The organism is Nannocystis pusilla, assembly GCF_026626665.1.
GTDB lineage: Bacteria > Myxococcota_A > Polyangia > Nannocystales > Nannocystaceae > Nannocystis > Nannocystis pusilla.
Window position 1 is genome coordinate 2303178 of record NZ_JAPNKE010000002.1, and the last position, 20761, is coordinate 2323938.

Here is a 20761-nt window from a genome sequence, read left to right on the forward strand (position 1 = left end):
GGCGAGGTCGCCCATGAGATGTCCTGAAAGCCATGTGCGCCCGCGCGGGTCCGGCGATCCGGACACCGCTCGAGCGTGAGGTCGCGGCGAGCCGGTCCCGGCTGTCCCGGAAGACATGTGAGCTGCGGCGAACCCGGTGTCACGGAGGGCGGGGGTGCGGCGAGTCGCTGGGGCTCACCCGAGGCGTGGCGGGCCGAATGGACATGGCGATTCAGACATGTCCATAAGGACTTGTGATGCGCCCCGCCTCACGACGCCCCAGGCTTCGCAGGGGAGGCGAGACGGCGATTGCCGGGAGCGAGCGCGCATCGCTGCGGCCGCACGACGGGCCATGGCCTCGCCGGGAAAGCCCGAGGGCGATTGCCGGGAGCGAGCGCGCATCGCTGCGGCCGCATGGCCTCGCACGGGAGGCGCGACGGCGATCGCCGGGAACGAGGGCGTGTCGCTGCGACCTCCGACTGCGAAGGTTCGGGCGTCGGCTCAGGCGCGGTCGAGCGGCGAGGCGACGCCGGCGGCCTGGCGCAGCTCGCCGCGGACGATCGCGGCGGCCAGGGCCTCGGTCTCGGCGCTGGGGCTGCGGTCGCCGGTCCAGGGGCCGGCGTGGGCGCGGATGGCCGCGTGGACCCGGCGCAGCGGGGCGCTGGTCGAGTGCTCGCGCAGGTCGAGGCCGCGGGCGGCGGCGATCGCCTCGATGGCGAGCACGCGCGCGAGGTTGTCGACCACGCTCCGCAGCTTGCGGGCGGCGATCGGCCCCATGCTGACGTGGTCCTCCTTGCCGGCCGAGGTCGGGATGGTGTCGACCGAGGCGGGGAAGCTGAGCGACTTGCACTCGCTGGCCAGCGCCGAGGCGGTGACGTGGGCCATCATCAGGCCGCTCTCGACACCTGGCCTTTCGGCCAGGAAGGCCGGGAGGCCGCGCGAGGTCACCGGGTTGAGCATGCGGTCGGTGCGGCGCTCGCTGATGGTGGCGAGGGTGGTGAGCGCGGCGGTCATGTGATCGAGGGGGAGGGCGACGGTGCCGGCGTGGAAGTTGCCGCCGCTCAGGACGTCGAAGCCGCCGCCCTCGTGCGCGAGCACCAGCGGGTTGTCGGTGAAGCTGTTGAGCTCGATGCGCACGGCGCCGGCGACGTAGGCGAAGGCGTCGCGCGCGGCCCCGTGGACCTGCGGCATGCAGCGGAGGGCGTAGGCGTCCTGGACCTCGCCGCAGTCGCGGTGCGAGGCGCGGAGCGGCGAGTCGATGAGCAGGGCGCGGGCGACCGCCGCGCTCTCGCGCTGGCCGACGTGCGGCTTGCCGGCGTGGATCCGCGGGTCGGTGGCGGAGACGGTGCCGAGCAGGGCGTCGAGGCTGAGGCTGCCGACGATGTCGGCGGCGGCGATCAGCTCGGCGGCGTCGCACAGGGCGAGGGCGCCGACGGCGGTGGTGACCTGGGTGCCGTTGATGAGGCTCAGGCCCTCCTTGGGGCCGAGGCGCAGCGGGGTCAGGCCGGCGCGCGCGAGGGCCTCGGCGCCGGGGATGATCTGTCCTTCCGACCAGGCGAGGCCCTCGCCGATGGCGACCAGCGCGAGGTGGGCCAGCGGGGCCAAATCACCGCTGGCGCCGACGCTGCCCTGGCAGGGGACGACGGGGAGGACGTCGCGGGCGAGCATCTGCAGCAGGAACTCGGGGACGGCCGGCGACACGCCGCTGGCCCCGAGCGCGAGGGTGTGGGCGCGCAGCAGCAGCAGGGCGCGCACGACGTCGGCGGCGAACGCCGGACCCACCCCGGCCGCGTGGCTGCGCAGCAGGTTCTGCTGCAAGATCCCGAGCTCGTCGGGGGCGATCTTCGCGTCGGACAGGGCGCCGAAGCCGGTGTTGACGCCGTAGATGATCGCGCCGCCGGCCAGGGCCCGCTCGAGGTGATCCCGCGTCTGTCGCAGCTCGTCGCGCGCCTCGGTGGCGAGCGAGACGGCGGCGCCGCGGCGGGCAACAGCGTCCACGTCGCGCAGGGCTATCGTGTGGCCGATCACGACGGAATCAGGGCTCGTCATGGCGAGGGAGCCTACCCCCGACGACCCCGAACCGTGTGCGCGGCCGGCAGGGAGGTGCCGCACGCGGCCGACGTGCATGCGGCAGCGCAGGCAACGGCGCTCGCGGGCGCGTCGGCCCGATCGCGCCGGCGAGCTCGCTCGCTCCAGCAGGTCGCGGCGGCGGCGCTCGGGGCAGGCCCTGTCTGCGTTGACCGCGCCGCGCTGCCCGCTTAGGCTGGGCCGGACATGAAGCGCTGCCCGGTCTGCGGCACGGAGTACCCCGTGTCTCAAGGCTTTTGCCCGATGGACGGCAACCCGCTGGCCGAGGAATCGAGCGGGCGCACGAACCAGGACTGGCGGGTCCCGGCGCGTGCGTCCGAGAGCCCGGTGGCAGAGGCTGCGGTCCAGGTGGCGGACTCGCGCTCACCCGCCCGCACCGTGCTCGCGTTGCGCCCGCCCGTTGGGCCAGGTCCTCAGGGGCAGGTCCCAAAGGCCAGCAATGGCGGCGCCGCATTGATGCAGGCGCCGTCGGCCGCGGCGGTGCCGGTCGAGCAGTCGCTGCCGAACGGGGCGTTCTTCCCGGCGGGCGGGCTGTCGCGGCCGAAGAGCGAGGCGCTCAAGGCGGCGCCGCCCGAGGAGGCGCTGGTCGGTCGCGTGCTCGACCAGCGCTATCGCATCGAGGAGCCGATCGGGTTCGGCGGCATGGGCGTGGTCTACAAGGCGCGCCACGTCATCATCGACAAGCCGCTGGCGATCAAGCTGCTGCGCCAGGAGCACGCGACGCAGGCCGACATCATCAAGCGCTTCTTGCTCGAGGCGCAGGTGGCGTCGCGGGTCAAGCACCCGAACATCGTCGACATCAGCGACTACGGCCAGATCCCGGGCGGCACCGCGTACTACGCGATGGAGTTCCTGACCGGCGAGACGCTGGCGGCCCGCATCGATCGCGGCGGTCGGCTCGAGCCGCAGCTGGCGCTCGAGATCGCGGCGCAGATCCTGGCCGGGCTGCAGGCGGCGCACGCCGGCAAGATCATCCACCGCGATCTCAAGAGCGAGAACATCTTCCTGTGCGACGGGCCCGACGGCGGGCTGCAGATCAAGATCCTCGACTTCGGCATCGCCCGCGTGCGCGACAAGAAGACGCGGCTCACCGCCAACGGGGCGCTGATCGGCACGCCGGCGTACATGTCGCCCGAGCAGGCGCAGGGCCAGGACGCCGACGAGCGCTCCGACCTCTACGCGTTCGGCGTGATCCTGTTCGAGATGCTGGCCGGGCGCGTGCCGTTCAAGCTGGCGACCGTGGCGATGGTGTTGTCGGCGCAGATCTTCGACACGCCGCCGGGGCTGCGAGAGGTCGAGCCGCAGGCGCCGGACGTGCCGAACATCGAGCGGCTGATCCGCCTGCTGCTGGCGAAGAACCGCGACGAGCGGCCGCAGACCGCGGCCGAGGCGCTGAGCTTGCTGAAGGCGGCGGCCGAGCTCGACGCGGCGCCCAACGCGGGCCGCGGACGCCGGCCGACGGTGACGCTCGGATCGTGGGGCGTGGCCGAGGGCAACGTGCAGACGACGGCTCGCGGCGAGACGCCGGTGCCGCCCGCGGCGCCGGACTCCGACGAGCTGGGCGACGCGGCGACGACCCGGGCGGTGTCGCCGTCGGGGCGGATCGAGCGGCGGCCCAGCGTGATCGTCCAGCACGGGACGCACGTCGAGCGGATCGCCGCGCCGCCGACGAGGGCGCAGACCGGCGAGATCCCAGGGCGCCCGCCGATCACCGGCCTCATGCCTGCGCCCCGAGCGGCGAACGGCGGGCCGCCGACGCTGCTCATCGTCGCGGCCGCGGCGAGCATCGGCGCCGCGCTCACGGTGACGCTCTACAAGCAGTACTACCGCAAGCCTCAAGCTGCGCAGCCCGCCGTGACGGCGCCGGCCGTGCTGCCGCTGCCGCCGGAGCGGGTCAACCTGACCTTCGAGTCGGATCCGCCGGGGGCCAAGGTGCTGCGCGACGGGGTCGAGGAGCTCGGGGTGACGCCGTTCGTGTTCGCGGTCGATCCCCAGGGGCCGCTCCGCCGATACGTGTTTCGCCTCGCAGATCACCAGGACACGGCGACCGAGGTCGCACCGGGCAAGTCTCACGAGAAGGTGCGCGTGGTCATGCGACCCCTGCCGCCTCCGGCGCCGCCGCCGAGCCCGCCCGTGGAGCCGGTCCCCGCGGTCGTGGACACCTCGCCGACAACGACGCCGGCAGCGCCAGCGCCAACGCCCGCGCCCGCCGATGCAAAGACGGGCACGAAGACGCCGAAGGGGAATGCCAAGCCGCCGCTGCCGTCCAAGACCCCGGCGACGGAGACCACCCCGGCGCAGCTACCGGAGCAAAAGTCGGCGGAGCAAAAGTCGCCGGAGCCGGAAGCCGAAGAGAGCGACATCGGCGAGCTGAAGAACCCGTTTCCCAAGAAGAAGTGACGGGTCGATCGTGAGGTCCGGGGGCGAATGGCCCAGTACCCGGACCGGCCAGTAAGGTGGTAAGCACGCGGGCAGCCGGAGCATTGCGGACGTGTCAAACCAGGCGGCGACGTTGATCTACGGCAGGGCGAGTTCGGAAGCTGTCTCTGAGGACAGCCCATTGGTCACCTCGCCGCCCAGGGCCCAGGTCGATCCGCCCCTCGATGTCTCGCTGCCGGTGATCCCGGCCGCGCCCGACCTCACCGGCACGCTGCTCCTCGATCGCTATTGCCTGCTGCGCAAGCTCGGCGTCGGCGGCATGGGCACCGTCTACGAGGCCGAGCACGTCACGATCAAGAAGCGCTGCGCGATCAAGATCCTGAACCCCGAGTTCGCGCACCGCGGCGAGCTGGTCGAGCGCTTCCTGCAGGAGGCCCGCGCCGCCTCGATGATCGGCCACGAGAACGTCGTCGAGATCACCGACTTCGGCGCGACGCCGACCGGCTCGGTGTTCTTCGTGATGGAGATGCTGGTCGGCGAGGATCTGTCCGAGACGATCAAGCGCTCGGCGCCGCTGCCGTGGTCGCGGGTCGCCGGCATCACGATGCAGATCTGCCGCGCGCTGCAGGCGGCGCACGACAAGGGCATCGTCCACCGCGACATGAAGCCGGAGAACTGCTTTCGCATCGAGCGGAGCGGCAACCCCGACTTCATCAAGGTGCTCGACTTCGGCATCGCCAAGCTGACCGGCGAAGACGGCAGCTCCGGGCGCCTCACCAGCACGGGGATGATCTTCGGCACGCCGACGTACATGTCCCCGGAGCAGGCCCAGGGCGAGCGCGTCGATCACCGCGCCGACGTGTACGCGGTCGGCGTGATCCTCTACGAGCTCGTGACCGGGAAGGTGCCCTTCACGGCCGACAACTTCATGGGGATCCTGACGAAGCACATGTTCGAGGATCCGCCGGCGCCCAGCGAGGCGGCGCCCGAGGCCGGGATCTTGCCCGAGGTCGAGGCGCTGATCCTCAAGGCGATGCAGAAGGATCGCGGGCTGCGGTTCCAGAGCCTGCGCGAGCTGATGGAGGCGATCCAGGACGTGGGCACCGACGCCGCCCCGGTCGTGGTGGTGCCCAACCGCGTCAGCCGGCCCAACACCGGGCCGACGCAGTTCCGCCCGCGCACCGCTCCGATCACGCTGCCCACCGTCGAGACGCCGGCGCGCCGCCGCGGCGGGGTGTTCGGCGTGGCCCTGGCGGTCGCGGCGATGCTCGGCGGCAGCGCCGTGGCGCTGTACGGCCTGGGGGCCGCGGAGGCGACGGAGCAACCTGCCCCGAAGGACACGCCGCAGCCGACCCAGCAGGTCGTGGTCGCCGCGCCGCCGCCGGTCGAGACGCCGACGAAGGTCGACGCGCCGCCGGTCAAGCCGCCCGACCCGCCGGCCGCGCCCGCGCCCGTGCGCGTGGTCGTGGCCACCAACACGCCCGCGGAGGTGTTCGACGCCGCGGGGACGCAGCGCCTGGGGATGAGCGGCGACGTGGGCGTGGCCCTCGCCGGCGCCGGCCCGCACAAGCTGCTGCTGCGCGCGGCCCAGCACGAAGACCTGCTCGTCGAGGTCAAGGACCCGACGGAGGGCCAGCGGTTCGAGTACACGCTGAAGGCCAAGGCCAAGAAGCCGAACGTGGTCAAGACCAGCAAGCCGCCGAAAGATCCCGCCGACGGCAAGAAGCCGCCGGTCGAGACGCCGCCGCCCGAGAACCCGGGCAGCGGGACCAAGTTCGGCCTCAAGGATCCGTTCAAAAAGATGGGCGGCTAGAGCGGCGGGCGTGTCCGAGAGGGCATGCTCGAAAGGACAGGCGAGCGGCTGCTGTCGTCTCGGGCATGTCGGCAGAGACATGCTCCTTGGGACCTGTCGTGAAGGGCATGTCTATTAAGACATGCCCTTCGTGCCATGTCAGGCGGCCCACACCACGTCGGCGGCGCCGATCGTGAAGTCGAGCTCGGTGTAGAAGGTCGCCAGGGCGGGCACGCGAGCGCGCTCGGGGTCGCCGCCCTCGGGGCGCAGGCCGAGCTCGCCGAGCAGGCCGGAGCGGCGCAAGATCCGGAGCTGCAGCGCTCCGGGCAGCTGCGCGGCCACCCGCGGGGCGCCGGCGCGGGTGCAGGGGGCCTCGACGATCGCCTGGTAGCAGGCGCGGTCGCAGGCGGCGGCGTCGCGGTACTGCTTGAGGAACACCATGCGCAGGCCGCCTGTCCGAAGGGTCAGGGTGAGCGCGCGCAGCAGGCGGAGCTGGCCGGCCAGGTCGACGCCGCGGCTGGCCAGCCACGCGGGGTCGAAGCCGGAGCGGAGGGCGTCGGCGAGCGAGCGGACGCGGCTCCTCGCGCTGCCGTCGAGGCGGGCGTCGATCAGCCGCTCCTCGCGCCAGGCGCCGCTTTGGCCGGTCGCGGGCGGCATCCAGGTGTCGACGCGCAGCTCGACGGCGCCGGTCGGGGCGGTCGGGAAGCCGAGGGTCGCCTGGCCTTTGGGGAAGCCGAGGACCTCACGCCCGCCGAGGAGCGCCGCGCCGAGGTCGACCCAGAGGTACGGCATGTACACGGCGACGCCGACGGGTCTCAGCTTGCCGGCCCGCCGCTCGCACACCGCGACCGGGACGAGGAAGCCGAAGTCGCGCTCCGGCACCACGCCGGGGGCGTCGACGGCCGACAGCGCGTGGTTGTGCTGGGCGTAGAACACCGCCGAGGGGCCGAGCGGGAGGTAGCAGCGCTCGGGGTTGAGGCCGAGGTGGCGCTCGCACAGATCGGCGAGGCGCTCGGGATCGGCGGCGAGGACGGCGGCGTACATGGCGGTGGCCCGCGCCTCGTACGGCGGCGAGGTCGACTCGTTGAGCGCGCGCTGGATGTAGCGCGGCCGCTCGCGCACGGGGGTGGGCGCAGGGCCGGGCGCCGCGCGGCCAGCCAGTCGTCGTGCAGCGCGAACGCCTCGCCGCTGATGACCTGGGCCGCGCGGATGCCCGACATCGTCGCGCCCTCGACGCAGCCGAGGTTCATCGGGTTCATGGTCCAGTCGCCGCACAGGACCAGGTTGTCGTAGCCGGAGGCGCCGGCGTCGAGGCGGTGGAAGGTGCTGCCGCAGATCGATCGCACGTAGCGGTCGGACGGGTTGAGGCACGGGCTGAAGTGCTGCCAGTCGAGCGGGTCGACGCCGGCGTCGGTGCTGACGAGGCGGCGGTGATCGAGGCCGCCGCCGGGCTTCTGCGCGGCCGGCCACAGGTGCGCGCTGCGGGTCCGGAGGTGCTGTTCGACGAGCGTCCGGATCCGGTTGGTCTGACGCGCGCAGTAGCCGTCGGCGTCCTCGCGGCGGACCGGCGGCTCCTCGTTGTCGTCCATCGCGGCGGTGAGGTAGGCGCAGCTGCCCGCAAGGACATGTCCCGGGAAGCTCTCGCGCGGCAAGAGGTGGCTCATGTCGGCCCAGGTGTCGAGCGGCATGGCGTAGGGGATCACGACCGGCGGCGGCATGCCAGCCGGTCGAGGCCAGGTCGCCGCGGAACCACAGCTGCGCCGATGCGGTGTGGGTGGTCTTGACCGCGCGCACCATCGCGGCGAAGCGCGGGTTGTTCGGGTCGGCGATCATCTCGGCGCACAGGGCCGGCACCGCGCCGAGGCCGATGCCGAGCAGCACGCGGTCGAAGTCGCGGCCGGCCTGGAGCACCAGGGGCTCCTGCGCGTCGGGCCACTGCGTGCCCCAGTCCTCGAGGTTCTCGCCGCTGCGCGCGAGCGCGTCGCCGTTCTCGAGCTGATCGTAGAGCGGCTCGCTCGGCCAGCAGGGCAGGCCCTTCACGTCGTAGAGCGGCTCGTACTCGCGGTCGCCCGCGACCGCGATCGGGCGCCCGAACACGACCTCGTCGACGCGGCTGCGATCGGCCGACAGGTGCAGCGCGTCGGCGCGGTGGAAGAAGCGGAACTTGACCCCGCGCGCGCGCAGGACCAGGTAGAGCGGCGCGAACACGACGTCGCCCATGCCGGCCTGCATCTTGTAGAAGAGCGCGCCGCGGTAGGTGTAGAGCATGCGCAGCGTCCAGTGCAGGGCCGTGCCGGCGCCGATCTCCTGGTCGGCCATGTACGCGCCGGCGTAGACACCCGCGACCGTGGAGGCGGCGACCGCCTCGTCGCTGGCGCCGTGACGACGCAGCCAGGCGCGGAAGTCCTCGTGGTCGAGGCGGAGCCAGTCGACGGCTGTCTCTTCGACCAGGCGGTCGGCGATCATGCCGCGGATCATCGCCAGGGTGACGTCGACGGCGGTCCAGGCGACGCGCAGGTCGGGGCGGCGCCCCAGCAGCGGCGCACACAGGCGCCAGGTCCAGCGCGAGAAGGCGAGCAGGCGGCCGAGCACGGCCTCGCGGCGGACGACCAGCAGGCCGTCGCCGGGGCGCTGGAGGAACTCGCCGAGCTCGCCGAGCAGGCCGGCGACGCCGCGTCGCAACAGCCGCAGGGCGGCGCGATCGCTGCGCGTGGCCGCGGGGTTCTTCAGCAGCGGCTGCTCGTCGAACAGGTCGAGGAGGAAGGTCAGCATCTTCGGGATGAGCTCCGCCGGCGTGGGCGTGGCGGCGCCGAGACCCGGCCGCTCCTCGTTGCGCGGGAACAGCAGCGGCTGGTGCTGCCACTGTCCGCCGCGCTGCTCCTCGAACACGACCAGAGAGTGGGGATGGAACGCGTCCTCGAGGGTGCGCAGCGGGGCGCCCTCGGGCCGATCGAGCTCCTCGTAACAGCGGCGCAGGACCGAGAAGGCGTTGTCGTAGAAGCCGTAGAAGAGGTGGAGGCCGTGCTCCTCGATGCGATCGAAGCGCCTCTGATTGCGCCCGCTGGCTCCCTTGCCGCCGAGCCGGTGGCCCATTTGATAGACGGTGATGTCGTACCGCTCGCGCCAGTCGGGGCGCGAGGTCAACTCGAAGACGGTGGTGAGCGCAGCCATGCCGCCGCCGACGACCACGATCCGCTCGGGCTTGCTAAGTGAAATAACCATCGCCGAAGTCAGCGGTGCGGCGCGGCCTCACAGATCATCGTGGCGAGACGCGAGGAAAGTCCGCTCGCACGGCGTGCTCGGAGAGGTCGCTGCGGTCGCGCATCGCCGATGTTTCACCGACGCGAGCGAAAGTTCGGCGTCGGCACAGAGCTGGGGAGCATGGATCGATCGTGTTCGACCTCGCGCCATCCTTCGACATGACCAGCGGTCCGGCCCGAGAGTGTGGCGCAGCGCGCGAGGCGGGTTCCAATCTGCCCGAACGGACAGGTGGAGTTCCGGGCAGCGCGCTCGCAGACCATCGCGTGCGCCGCGGCGGCGCGGGCCTCGGCGGCGCGGTAATCGGCCCGAATCGCGTCGCCCATCTCCGGCCAGAGCGCACACATCGGGTCGGCTGCGAGCGCGTGCTGGATCGCCGCATCGACGCTCCCGGCTGCGCGGATCTCTTTCGACCGCAGCGCGGCGGCCTGCTTCGCCAGGCCGAACAGCGCGAGATAGAAGGGCGTCCGCTCGAGCGGCGTGTCTCGCTCGACGCCTGCGAACAGCGCGTCCAGGGCCGCGGGAGACAGACAGAACGAGTAGTGCGCCCGCCAGAAGCCGGCGTGCTCGAGGAGGTCGGCGGGCCGCATCACGCGGCTCGAGGATAGTCGGGTCGGTCGCGGCCGGGTGCAGAGAACGACGCGGTCCCGTCGTGAGCGCGAGGGCCTGCGATCGCCTGGCGGCGCCGTTGCGAAGGAGGTACCTACTCGGCCTCGCCGAGGATCTCGCGGACCTTGGCCTGGGCCAGGTAGCCGCGGCGCAGGTCCTCGTCGCGCAGGCCCTCGAGGCGGGCGCGCACGGCAGCGGCGGCGTCGGCCAGCAGCGCGGCCGACTCGGCCGGGCGGACGTCGGCGAGCAGGCGGCCGAGGTGGTGGATCGACAGCACCCCGTCGATCGGCGCCGCGCCGACGCGGACCAGCTCGACCGCCTCTTCCTCGAGCCTGCGCGCGGTCGCCGAATCACCTGCTTGTTCGGACAGGCGCGAAAGGACATGTAGCGCGCGACAGGTGGCGGTGCGCAGGCCGAGCCCGCGGGCGCGGGTCAGCACGTCCTCGGCGAGGGCGCGGGCCTCGTCGAGGTCGTCGGGGCTGCCGTCGAGCAGGGCGCGGGCCAGGCGGGCGCGGGCTCGCAGCTCGGTGCGGGCGTCGCCGCGGGCCGCGGCCATGTCGGCGGCGTGCAGCAGCAGCGCGCGCGCGGCCTGGACGTCGCCGTGCTCGGCCGAGACCTCGCCGAGGTTGACCACGACCTCGACGAGCAGGCCGGGGTGGCCGATCGCCTCGTGCAGCTCGAGCGCCTTGCGGAGGTAGCGTTCGGCGCGGCGGTAGAGGCCGATCGCGGTGTAGACGATGCCGAGGTTGGCCAGCTTGGTGCCGGTCGCGGCGCGGTCGCCGAGGTCGCGGTCGACCTGCAGCGCGGCGCGGAAGTAGTCGACCGCCTCCTGGTAGCGGGTGCCGCGGCCGGCGACCTCGCCGAGGCTGTTGAGCGCCTCGCCCTCGAGCCGCAACAGGCCTGTCTTTTGGGCCAGGTGGAGCGTGGCTTCGGAATTGACCACCGCCTCGGCCAGCCGGCCCTGCGCGAGCTGGGCCCGGCCGAGCGCGGCGTGGAGGCGGCAGCGCTGGGCCGCGGCCTCGGGCGGGCAGTGGGCCAGGCCGGCGGCGGCGAGGCGCTCGGCCTCCTCGGGCCGGTCGCGGGCGAGCATCAGCGCCGAGCCGAGCTCGCCGACCAGGCCGCGGTGCGGGTCGGCGTCGGGCAGCGACTCGGTCTGCCGGGCCAGCCGCGGGAACAATTGCTCGGCCCGCTGGATGCGCCCGCAGTCGAGGTAGAAGCGGAGCAGGCGACCGAGCGCGAACACCTCGCGCTCGTTGTTGCCGAGCGCGAGCCGCAGGAGCGCCCGCAGATCGGCGCCCTGGGCCCGCCGGCGGCCCCACGCGGCCAAGATCGACTCGCGCTCGCGCAGCGCGTCCCAGGCCCGCGGATCGGCCTCGGGCCGCATCGACCGCAGCGCCAGCGACAGGTAGTAGTAGGCCTCGACGTTGCCGGCGACGTCGCGGGCGAACCGGGCCGCGCGCAGGGCCGGCTCGATCGCCGCCTCGGGCCGGCGCGCCTGGGCCCAGTGGTCGGCGATAGGTCCGTCGTCGCGGCCGGGCTGGTAGTCGGCGCGCGCGGCCTTGAGCTCGGCCGAGCGGGCGTGCATGGCTTCACATGTCCCCGGGGCCAGGTTGGTGCGGGCCACCTCGTGGAGGCTGAGGGTGGCGAAACGGGCCGCCGGCGGGGCGCCCGCGGGCTGGGGCGGGCGCTCGAGCAGGCCGGCGTCGACCAGGGCGGCCAGCGGCGCGACCAGCTCGGCCTGGGGACGCCCCAGCAGGGCCGCGAGTTCGCCTGTCCGAAAGGTCAGGCCGAGCACCGCGGCGCCGTCGACCAGCGCGCGCGCCTCGGGGTCGAGCGCGTCGAGGCGGGCCAGCAGCGCGTCCTCGACGCTCGGCGGGACCTCGATGCGAGCGCCGCGCTGGTGGACGCGCCACAGCCGGCCGTCGTCGCCGGGGCCGATCACGCCGCGGCGCAGCAGGTCGGCCAGGGTCTCCTCGATGAACAACGGGTTGCCGCCGGTGCGAGCGACGATCGCCGCGGCCAGCTCCTCGGCCTCGGCCGGGTCGTCGAAGCGGCGGACCACCAGCTCGCGGCGGGCGTGCTCGTCGAGCTCGCGCAGCTCGATGGTGTGGACCCGCGGCATGGCCCGCAGCTCGTCGGCGCGCGGGCCGGGGCGGGCGGTGGCGAGGCCCATCAGCGGCAGGCTGTGCGGCTCCTGCAGCCACTCGCGCAAGAGGCCGGCGCTGTGGGCGTCGACGTGGTGCAGGTCCTCGACCACCACCAGCACCGGGCGCCGCTGGGCGAGGGCGCGGATCAGCCGGCGGATCGGCCGCCACAAGCGCTCGCGCCGCGACTGCGGATCGCTGGCAGCCTCGCTGTCCTGGCGGACATGTGCGATGGTACCTGTCCCCGGGGACACGCCGAGCGCGCGCGCGAGGGCCTGCGCCAGCTCGCCGGCGCCGATCACCCGCTCGCTCACGAGGCGCGACTCGATGTCGGCCGCGCTGGTGTCCGGGCCGGCGTCGAGGAACTGGCGCAGCATCTCGTGGAACACCCCGAGCGGGACGTTGCGGCGGCGCCACTGGCCGCGCGCGCGCAGGACGACGCAGCCGCCGCGGGGCAGGGCGGCGAGGAAGCGGTCGAGCAGGGCGCGCTTGCCGATCCCGGGCCCGCCGACGACCAGCACGGTGCGCGCGACCCGGGTGCGGATCGCCTCGGCGAAGTTGTCGCGCAGCAGCTTGAGCTCGAGCTCGCGGCCGTACAGCGGCTGGCGGCCGCCGCCGGTCACGAGCCGCGGCGCGACCGCCGGCCCGAGCAGCGGCACCGCCTGCGCCAGCGCGCTGGCCCACGGCGGCAGCACGCCGCCGGTGAGGTCGACCGCCCGTCGCGGGCGCGCGACCTCGATCGCGCGCGGCGGCCCGAACTGCCACGCGGCCCCGAGCCGCGCCGCCAGGTCGCCCGCGACCAGCACCGGCCCGTCGAGCACGCCGTCGGCCATCGCCTGCAGGTGGCGCCGCAGGTCGTGCCCGACCTCGACCGTCGGCATGCCCGAAGGGACATGTCGGATCGGCAAGGGCGCGGCGGCCAGGACCACGCCGATCTGGTGCCCGGGCGCGGCCTCGCCGGCCGACTCGCGCAGCGCCAGCGCGGCCCGCAGCGCCGCCTCGTCGACGTCGCCGGCGTCGAGCACGGCGCCGAACACCAGCAAGAGGCCGCGCGGCCCGAGCTCGCACACGTGGGCGTCGCGCTTGTAGGCGATGTCGCGGGCGAGCGCGTAGAAGCGGGCCGGCTCGGCCGGGGCGTCGACGCCGGGCGCGGGGGCCAGGGCGGCCTTCAGCAAGACGACGCGCCGGACCTCGGGCCGCGCCGGCGCGTGCAGCTGCGACTGCGAGCCCTCGATCTCGCGCGTGACCTCGGCGTCGCCGGAGCCGCGGGCGTACAGCGGATCGGGCACGCGCGCGGCGACGAAGGCCGACAGCACCTCGTCGTCGACGACCGGATCGGCGCGGTGAAGGAACGCCGCCAGCGCGCTCTGCATCGCCCGCGCGCTGTCCCACCGCTCGCTCGGCTCGCGCGCGAGGGCGCGGTCGACCACCGCCGCCAGCTCCTCCGGCACCTCGGGGGCGACGCGGCGCAGCGGCGGCAGCGGGCGCGTGCGGACCTGCTCGAGCGCGGCCATGCGGTCGGCGTCGCGGAACACCAGATCGCCGATCAGCAGCTCGTAGAGCACGACGCCGAGCGAGTAGATGTCGGAGCGGGCGTCGAGCGGCCAGCCGTTGGCCTGCTCGGGCGACATGTACGCGATCTTGCCCTGGATCGTGCTGTCCTCGGCGCCGCCGTCGCGGCGGGCTCGCGCGGCGGTGCGGGCGATCCCGAAGTCCAGGATCTTCACCGTGCCGGCGAGGCTCAGCATGATGTTGTGCGGGCTGATGTCGCGGTGGACGATGGCCAGCGGGCGGCCGAAGTCGTCGCGCTTGGCGTGCGCGTAGGCGAGGCCGGCGGCGACCTGGTGGGCGATGTACGCGGCGACGACGATCGGCACGCGCTCGCCTCGCTGGCCGACCAGCCGGACCATGCGCATCAGGTCGACGCCCTCGACCAGCTCCATGGCGAGGTAGAAGGCCCCGCCGACGCGGCCGAAGTCGAACACCTGGACGATGTTGGCGTGGTTGAGCCCGAGCGCGACCTCGGCCTCGGCGACGAACATCCGCATGAACTCGGGCTGGTCGGCGACGTCGCTGCGGATCTTCTTGATGACGACGCGCTTCTTCAGCCCCTCGGCCACGCCGGCCTCGGCGAGGAACACGTCGGCCATGCCACCCTCGCCGATCCGCTGGATCAGGGTGTAGCGGCCGAAGATCTGCGGCGTCATGGGCACGAGCGCGCGCAGTGTAGCAGTCCGCGAGTTTCGCCCGGCGCGCCGACCCCGTGAGACTTCGGGGCGCACGCACCTTCGCGCGCCGGATCACGGCCGCGCATGGCGGCGCGTGTCGGCGGGCGGACGCCGCTGTCGGTGCCGCGCGCGGCCCTCGAACGCGAAAAACGGCCGCGGGGGCCGTTCGTCGCCGGGGTCGCGGCCGGGCTCAGAAGGTGACGACCGTGCGGATCGACTCGCCGTGGTGCATGAGGTCGAACGCGTCGTTGATCTTCTCGACCGGGAGGACGTGGGTGATGAGGTCGTCGATGTTGATCTTCTTGTCCATGTACCAGTCGACGATCTTCGGCACGTCGCGGCGGCCCTTGGCGCCGCCGAACGCCGAGCCCTTCCAGACGCGGCCGGTGACCAGCTGGAACGGGCGCGTGCTGATCTCTGGCCGGCGCCTGCGACGCCGATGATCACCGAGGTGCCCCAGCCCTTGTGACAGCACTCGAGCGCCTGGCGCATGACGTGGACGTTGCCGACGCACTCGAACGAGAAGTCGGCGCCGCCCCCGGTGAGGTTGACGATGTGGGCCACCAGCTCGTTCTGGGGCACCTGGCTGGCGTCGACGAAGTGGGTCATGCCGAAGCGCTCGGCGATGGCCTTGCGCCCCGGGTTGAGGTCGACGCCGACGATCATGTTGGCGCCGACCATGCGCGCGCCCTGGATGACGTTGAGGCCGATGCCGCCGAGGCCGAACACCACGACGTTGTCGCCCGGGCGCACCTGGGCGGTGTTGATGACCGCGCCGACGCCGGTGGTCACGCCGCAGCCGATGTAGCAGACCTTGTCGAACGGGGCGTCCTCGCGGATCTTGGCCACCGCGATCTCGGGCAACACGGTGTAGTTCGCGAACGTCGAGCAGCCCATGTAGTGGAACAGCTTCTTGCCGTCGATCGAGAACCGGCTGGTGCCGTCAGGCATGAGGCCCTGGCCCTGGGTCGCGCGGATCGCCTGACACAATTGGTCCTTTCGGACAGGCAGAACTTGCACTGGCGGCACTCGGGCGTGTAGAGCGGGATCGCGTGGTCGCCCTTCTTCACCGAGGTCACGCCCGGGCCGACGTCGACCACCACGCCGGCGCCTTCGTGGCCGAGGATGGTCGGGAACAGCCCCTCCGGGTCGGAGCCGGACAGGGTGAACGCGTCGGTGTGGCACACCCCCGTCGCCTTGATCTCGAGCAAAACTTCGCCGGCGCGTGGCCCTTCGAGATCGACGGTCTCGATCGAGAGGGGCGCCCCGGCACGATGAGCGACTGCAGCCTTGACCTTCACCCGGGGACGATTAGCCCGGGCAGACCAAGTTGTCGAGAGGCTCGCAACCCACGACCCACTGCTCGGGGTCGAGGCAGGCCGCGGAGGGCGCCTGCAGGCAGTCGAGGAAGAAGGCGCTCGGCTGCAGCTCGCAGCGGTACACGCCCTTCAGCCAGCGGCCGCCGGCGTCGCTCTCGCCCGAGGCCTGTCGCAGCGCCACGCCCGGGCCGACGATCGCGTAGTCGAGGCGCGCGGTCGCGTCGCTGAACTCGGCCACCGTCTCGACGAGGCCCGGCTCGCCGCGCGCCAGGCTGGTGAACACGCAGAGATCGCTGGGGCTGAAGGCCGAGGGCTTCAGGCTGGCGTCGAGCCCGGCGCCGAAGAACGGGAACTCGCACGGCACCGACAGCTCGCACTCGAGCAGTTGCCGCGGCAACGGCTCCTCCATCGCCTCCTTCTCGTCGGGGTCCGGGCCCGCGTCGTCGCCGTCGCCGTCGTCGCCGGCCTGGAGATAGGTGCCAGTGGTGTCCGCGGCGCAGGCGGGAGCGAGCGCGAGGAGGGTGACCAGGAGGCTGACGTGACGGGCCATGACAGCGAACGGCGATGCACGACACGGGCGCGCCGAGCAGCCGTGAAATCATCAACGATTCCGGCATGATGAATATATTCAAAGCGGCGGGTGGCCCGCGGTCGGGACATCCCTGTCAGGGGTCGGACACGCGCTCGCAACGCCGATCCGGCCGCGGGGCGACCGCACGATCCCGCGAAACGTCCGAGCCTCCCAAAGCTCGTGGGCGGACCTCGTGCAAGAGCAGGCGGCCGGCGAACGACTACTCCATGTGTTCACCACGCGAACCGTCACCTCGATCGACCTCGGCCTCGCCACCGCGGGTCCTCTCTTCCTCGCCGGCGCGCTGCCCCCCGGTCCGCGCGTGGCGATCGTCGGCAGTCGCGCGGCTCGTCGCGATCGCCTCGCGCTGCTCGGCCCGGCGCTCGCCGCCATGCAGGCCGCAGGTCTGGCGCTGGTGTCCGGCGGGGCCATCGGCGTCGACATCGCGGCCCACCGCGCGGCGCTGACGGGCGCGTGCCGCTGGCCGTCCTGCCGTGCGGCGCCGATCGGCCCTATCCCTCGCAACATGTCCCATGGTACAGGTCGATCGCCGCCGCGCCGGGCTCGGGCCTGCTCTTCTGCCACCCGCCCGGCACCGAGCCGTGCCGGCAGATGTTCGCCAGCCGCAACGCGATCGTCGTCGAGCTGGCGACCGCCGTGCTGGTGATCGAGGCCGCGGCGCGTTCGGGCAGCCACGGCACCGGCGCGCTCGCTCTGAAGCGCAAGCGGCGGCTCGCGGTCGTGCTCGGCAGCCCCGGCTGTGCCGACCTCGCGGCGCGCGGGGCGACGGGTCTGCCGTGCGAGCCCGACGCCTTCGCGCCGGCGTTCGCGGCCTGGCTGGCGGGCGAGGCCCCGTCGCCGCGCCGCTTCCCGGTCGAGCTAGCCTGGCTCGAGCAAGCGTTGGCCGCCGCCGGTCCGCGCGGCCTCAGCCTCGACGCCGTCCCCGATCCGCTGCACCGACTCGTCGATCTGCTGGCGGCGCAGCGCCTCGGGCTCATCGTCGAGTCGCCGCCCGGCCGCTACCGGCGCGTGGGCTGAGCCGTCGCGGAGGTCAGGCATCCTCGCGGCGCGTCGACCTGCCGGCGCCGCGGGCTCGTGTTCGGGTCTGGCTGCTGTCGGCGGAGCGTGCTCCTCCACGCACGGTCGCGACCGACGCGCGTCGATCTCCGCATTCAAAGCATCGAGGACGTGTACCTCGGCCGCATCGACGGCCATGCCGGCTCGAGCCTGTCGAGCCTGGTCGCCCGCATCGACGCCGACGTCGACGCGCGGCGCCTCGGTCCCGGGGTCGTGTCGCCGGTCGCTGACGGCGCCCGAGCCGACCCGCCGGGCGGCACCGCGTCCGCGCCGGGTTTGCCCCCGGCGAGCGCCGTTCTTCGCCAAATCCTCCGCGCGCCGCGGCGAGCCGCTATCCTGCGGCCGATGTCCGAGTCGATCCTCGTCCCACCGCCGCCTGCGTTCGCCCAGGGCGCCCTCGTGTCCTCGCGCGCCGCCTACGAGGCGCTGTACCGCCGCAGCATCGACGATCCCGCCGGCTTCTGGGGCGAGCAGGCGGCCCGGATCGCCTGGCATCGCCCGTACGACGCCGTCTGCGACGCCAACGAGCGGCCCGGCGAGATCGCGTGGTTCACCGGCGGTCGCCTCAACGTCAGCTACAACTGCGTCGATCGCCACGCCGCGCTCACGCCCGATCGGCCGGCGATCCTGTGGGCTCGCAACGAGCCCGGCGAGTACGAGACGATCACCTTCCGCGACCTGCAGGAGCGGGTGGGGCGGTTCGCCAACGTGCTGCGGGCCCACGGCGTCAAGAAGGGCGACCGCGTCTGCATCTACTTGCCGATGATCCCCGAGCTCGCGTGCGCCATGCTGGCCTGCGCGCGGATCGGCGCGGTGCACTCGGTCGTGTTCGCCGGCTTCAGCGCCGAGGCCTTGCGCGAGCGGATCCTCGACGCCGACTGCGCCGTCGTCATCACCGCCGACGAGGGCCTGCGCGGGCCCAAGCGCGTGCCGCTCAAGCCGGTCGTCGACGCCGCGGTCGCCGGGCTCGACAGCGTGCGCTGCGTCCTCGTCGCCAGGCGGACCGGCGCCGCCGTGAAGATGGTCTCCGGCCGCGACCTGTGGCTCGCGGACGAGCTGGTCCGGCAGCGCGCCACCTGCCCGATCGAGTGGGTCGACAGCGAAGATCCGCTGTTCGTCCTCTACACCTCGGGCTCGACCGGCAAGCCCAAGGGCGTGCTCCACACCACCGGCGGCTACCTCGTCTACGCCGCCACCACGCACCGCTACGTGTTCGACGCGCGCGAGGGCGACATCCACTTCTGCGCCGCCGATGCCGGCTGGATCACGGGTCACAGCTACATCGTCTACGGCCCGCTGGCCAACGGCGTCACCACCGTGATGTTCGAGTCGATCCCGACCTACCCCGACGCCGGGCGCTACTGGCAGGTCGTCGACGACCTGCGCGCGACCATCGTCTACACCGCGCCGACGGCCCTGCGGGCGCTGCTCCGCGAGGGCGACGAGCCTGTCCGAAAGTACAGGCGCGACAGCATCCGCGTGCTCGGCACCGTCGGCGAGCCGATCAACCCCGACGTGTGGCGCTGGTACTTCGACGTCGTCGGCGACGGTCGCTGCCCGGTCGTCGACACCTGGTGGCAGACCGAGACCGGCGGCATCCTGATCGCCCCGCTGCCCGGCGCGATCGCCTGCAAGCCCGGCTCCGCGACCCTGCCGTTCTTCGGCGTGCAGCCGCTGCTCGTCGACGACGACGGCAAGGTCCTCGAGGGCACCGACGTCGCCGGCAACCTGTGCCTCGCCGGCAACTGGCCGGGCAGGCGCGCACGATCTACGGCGACCACGCGCGCTTCCTCGGCACCTACTTCTCGCGCTTCCCCGGCTACTACTTCACCGGCGACGGCTGCCGGCGCGACGGCGACGGTTACTACTGGATCACCGGCCGCGTCGACGACGTGCTCAACGTCGCCGGCCACCGCCTCGGCACCGCCGAGATCGAGAGCGCCCTGGTGGCCCACGAGGCCGTGGTCGAGGCCGCGGTGGTCGGCTTCCCGCACGACCTGAAGGGGCAGGGGATCTGCGCCTACGTCATCACCCGGCCGGAGTTCGACGCCTGGGACCGCGAGGAGCTGGCCGGCGCGCTCAAGGAACAGGTCCGAAAGGTCATCAGCCCGATCGCCACGCCCGACCGGATCTTGCTGGTCCGCAGGCTGCCCAAGACGCGCTCGGGCAAGATCATGCGCCGGATCCTCCGCAGGATCGCGGCCGGCGACTTCGACCCGTCCGGCTTCGGCGACACCAGCACCCTGGCCGAGCCGGCGGTGGTCGACGACATCGTCGCGCTCGCCCGCGGCCGCGGTTGAGGACGCGCGCCTCGCCGGCCGGGCGCGGCGACCTCTTCGCGCATTTGAGCGCGAACGGTGGCAACCGGGGAAAACTCCCGCATCATGGGCCGCCCATGCTCGCCGTCACAGCCGCCCGCCACGCCTGGCTCGCGCTCGCGCTCGCCGTGGCCCCGGGACCGGCCGCTCCGTCCACTGCTCCGACCCCGCCCACGGCCGCGCCGCCGCAGGCCCCGCTGTTCAAGCCGGGCGTCCTCGACGCCGCCCACCCCGGGCGATGGGTCCGCGAGTTCGAGCGCCGCAAGGCGATCCTCCGCAACGAACCTGGCCCTGCGGCCATCCTCGCGCTGCTCGGCCTGGTCTTCGACCTCCACGGCGAGGTCCCGCGCGACGAGCTCCTGGCCTTCGTCGACGGCGCGCGCAAGCACCGGGAGCCGCTGGTCGCCAGCTACGCCGGCTACGTGCGCGGCCAGCTGCTCGAGCAGGAGGGGCAGGGGCAGGCGCCGAACGCCGAGGCGGCCTTCCGCGCCGAGGGCTACCTGCTCGACTGGCAGATCGTCGGCCCGTTCGACAACAGCGGCCGCGCCGGCCACGACCAGGAGTTCGAGCCGGAGAAGGCGCCGTTTTCGGCCGGCCAGACCTTCGTCGGCAAGTTGCCGGGCGAGCCGTTGCCGTGGCGCGCGTTCGTCCACGCCAAGGCGCCGCGCCACGGCTTCGTCAACCTCGGCGACCTCCTCCAGCCGGACACGGACGTCACCGGCTACGCGACCCTGTGGATCCGCAGCGACAAGGCCGTCGACGCCGCCCTGCACATCGGCGCCGCCGGGGCCTACAAGCTCTGGCTCGACGGCGTCCCGGTCGGTCAGGCCGACAGCTACCACTCGCCCAACGCGCTCCAGGACGCTCACCCGATGCGCCTGCAGGCGGGGTGGAACCGCCTGCTCGTCAAGCTCGGCGCCGACGAGGGACTGTGGGGTTTTACGCCCGCGTCAGCGCCCCGTCGGGCGCCCCGCTGACCGGCCTCGAGGTCCGCGGCAG

9 protein-coding genes and 3 pseudogenes are annotated in these 20761 nt (G+C 73.2%); 6 read left to right on the forward strand and 6 right to left on the reverse strand.

The window, feature by feature from the left end:
- Positions 1 to 480 precede the first annotated feature (480 nt).
- The gene (gene hutH, locus OV079_RS10075) at positions 481 to 2028 is read right to left on the reverse strand and encodes a histidine ammonia-lyase (protein WP_267767813.1); all 1548 of its coding nucleotides are present in this window, start codon (positions 2026 to 2028) and stop codon (positions 481 to 483) included.
- A gap of 225 nt (positions 2029 to 2253) precedes the next feature.
- On the opposite strand from hutH, the gene OV079_RS10080 reads away from it, so the two are divergent.
- Positions 2254 to 4467: a serine/threonine-protein kinase gene (locus tag OV079_RS10080; protein ID WP_267767814.1), complete on the forward strand. Its 2214-nt coding sequence runs from the start codon at positions 2254 to 2256 to the stop codon at positions 4465 to 4467.
- Positions 4468 to 4627: 160 nt separating this feature from the next.
- Positions 4628 to 6259: a serine/threonine protein kinase gene (locus tag OV079_RS10085; RefSeq protein WP_267767816.1), complete on the forward strand. Its 1632-nt coding sequence runs from the start codon at positions 4628 to 4630 to the stop codon at positions 6257 to 6259.
- A gap of 138 nt (positions 6260 to 6397) precedes the next feature.
- On the opposite strand, the gene OV079_RS10090 is transcribed toward OV079_RS10085, so the two are convergent.
- The 5 genes and pseudogenes from OV079_RS10090 to OV079_RS10110 all read right to left on the reverse strand — a co-directional run bounded on the left by OV079_RS10090 (position 6398) and on the right by OV079_RS10110 (position 16346).
- Entirely contained in the window at positions 6398 to 9460 is a 3063-nt protein-coding gene (locus tag OV079_RS10090) for an NAD(P)-binding protein (protein WP_267767817.1), read from the reverse strand.
- 113 nt (positions 9461 to 9573) lie between these two features.
- Positions 9574 to 10089 (reverse strand): hypothetical protein, encoded by a 516-nt coding sequence (locus OV079_RS10095; protein WP_267767819.1) that lies wholly within the window; start codon positions 10087 to 10089, stop codon positions 9574 to 9576.
- A 110-nt stretch (positions 10090 to 10199) separates the two neighbouring features.
- Complete coding sequence (locus OV079_RS10100; protein ID WP_267778495.1) at positions 10200 to 14456, reverse strand: serine/threonine-protein kinase; 4257 nt, start codon at positions 14454 to 14456, stop codon at positions 10200 to 10202.
- 211 nt (positions 14457 to 14667) lie between these two features.
- Positions 14668 to 15778 (reverse strand): annotated as a pseudogene (locus OV079_RS10105) (S-(hydroxymethyl)glutathione dehydrogenase/class III alcohol dehydrogenase).
- 10 nt (positions 15779 to 15788) lie between these two features.
- Positions 15789 to 16346, reverse strand: coding sequence for a hypothetical protein (locus OV079_RS10110; protein ID WP_267767821.1), 558 nt, complete (start codon positions 16344 to 16346; stop codon positions 15789 to 15791).
- Between the two features lie 343 nt (positions 16347 to 16689).
- Here OV079_RS10110 and OV079_RS57575 point away from each other — a divergent pair.
- From OV079_RS57575 to OV079_RS10130, 4 genes and pseudogenes are all read left to right on the forward strand, one after another.
- Positions 16690 to 16782: pseudogene (locus tag OV079_RS57575) on the forward strand (hypothetical protein); the annotation flags it as partial.
- A 59-nt stretch (positions 16783 to 16841) separates the two neighbouring features.
- Positions 16842 to 17405 carry a DNA-processing protein DprA gene (locus tag OV079_RS10120; protein WP_267767824.1) on the forward strand — a complete coding sequence of 188 codons (564 nt, stop codon included), beginning with the start codon at positions 16842 to 16844 and terminating at the stop codon, positions 17403 to 17405.
- Between the two features lie 384 nt (positions 17406 to 17789).
- Positions 17790 to 19744: pseudogene (acs, locus tag OV079_RS10125) on the forward strand (acetate--CoA ligase).
- A gap of 95 nt (positions 19745 to 19839) precedes the next feature.
- Positions 19840 to 20739, forward strand: a complete 900-nt coding sequence (locus OV079_RS10130) for a hypothetical protein (RefSeq protein ID WP_267767825.1) — start codon at positions 19840 to 19842, stop codon at positions 20737 to 20739.
- Positions 20740 to 20761: the final 22 nt, after the last annotated feature.

What these genes read in the sequence shown, in the direction of transcription:
- OV079_RS10100 (WP_267778495.1), bottom strand. Translation starts at nt 14,456, where the DNA reads ATGACGCCGCAGATCTTCGGCCGCTACACCCTGATCCAGCGGATCGGC.
- OV079_RS10130 (WP_267767825.1), top strand. Translation starts at nt 19,840, where the DNA reads ATGCTCGCCGTCACAGCCGCCCGCCACGCCTGGCTCGCGCTCGCGCTC.
- hutH (WP_267767813.1), bottom strand. Translation starts at nt 2,028, where the DNA reads ATGACGAGCCCTGATTCCGTCGTGATCGGCCACACGATAGCCCTGCGC.
- OV079_RS10080 (WP_267767814.1), top strand. Translation starts at nt 2,254, where the DNA reads ATGAAGCGCTGCCCGGTCTGCGGCACGGAGTACCCCGTGTCTCAAGGC.
- OV079_RS10110 (WP_267767821.1), bottom strand. Translation starts at nt 16,346, where the DNA reads ATGGCCCGTCACGTCAGCCTCCTGGTCACCCTCCTCGCGCTCGCTCCC.
- OV079_RS10090 (WP_267767817.1), bottom strand. Translation starts at nt 9,460, where the DNA reads ATGGTTATTTCACTTAGCAAGCCCGAGCGGATCGTGGTCGTCGGCGGC.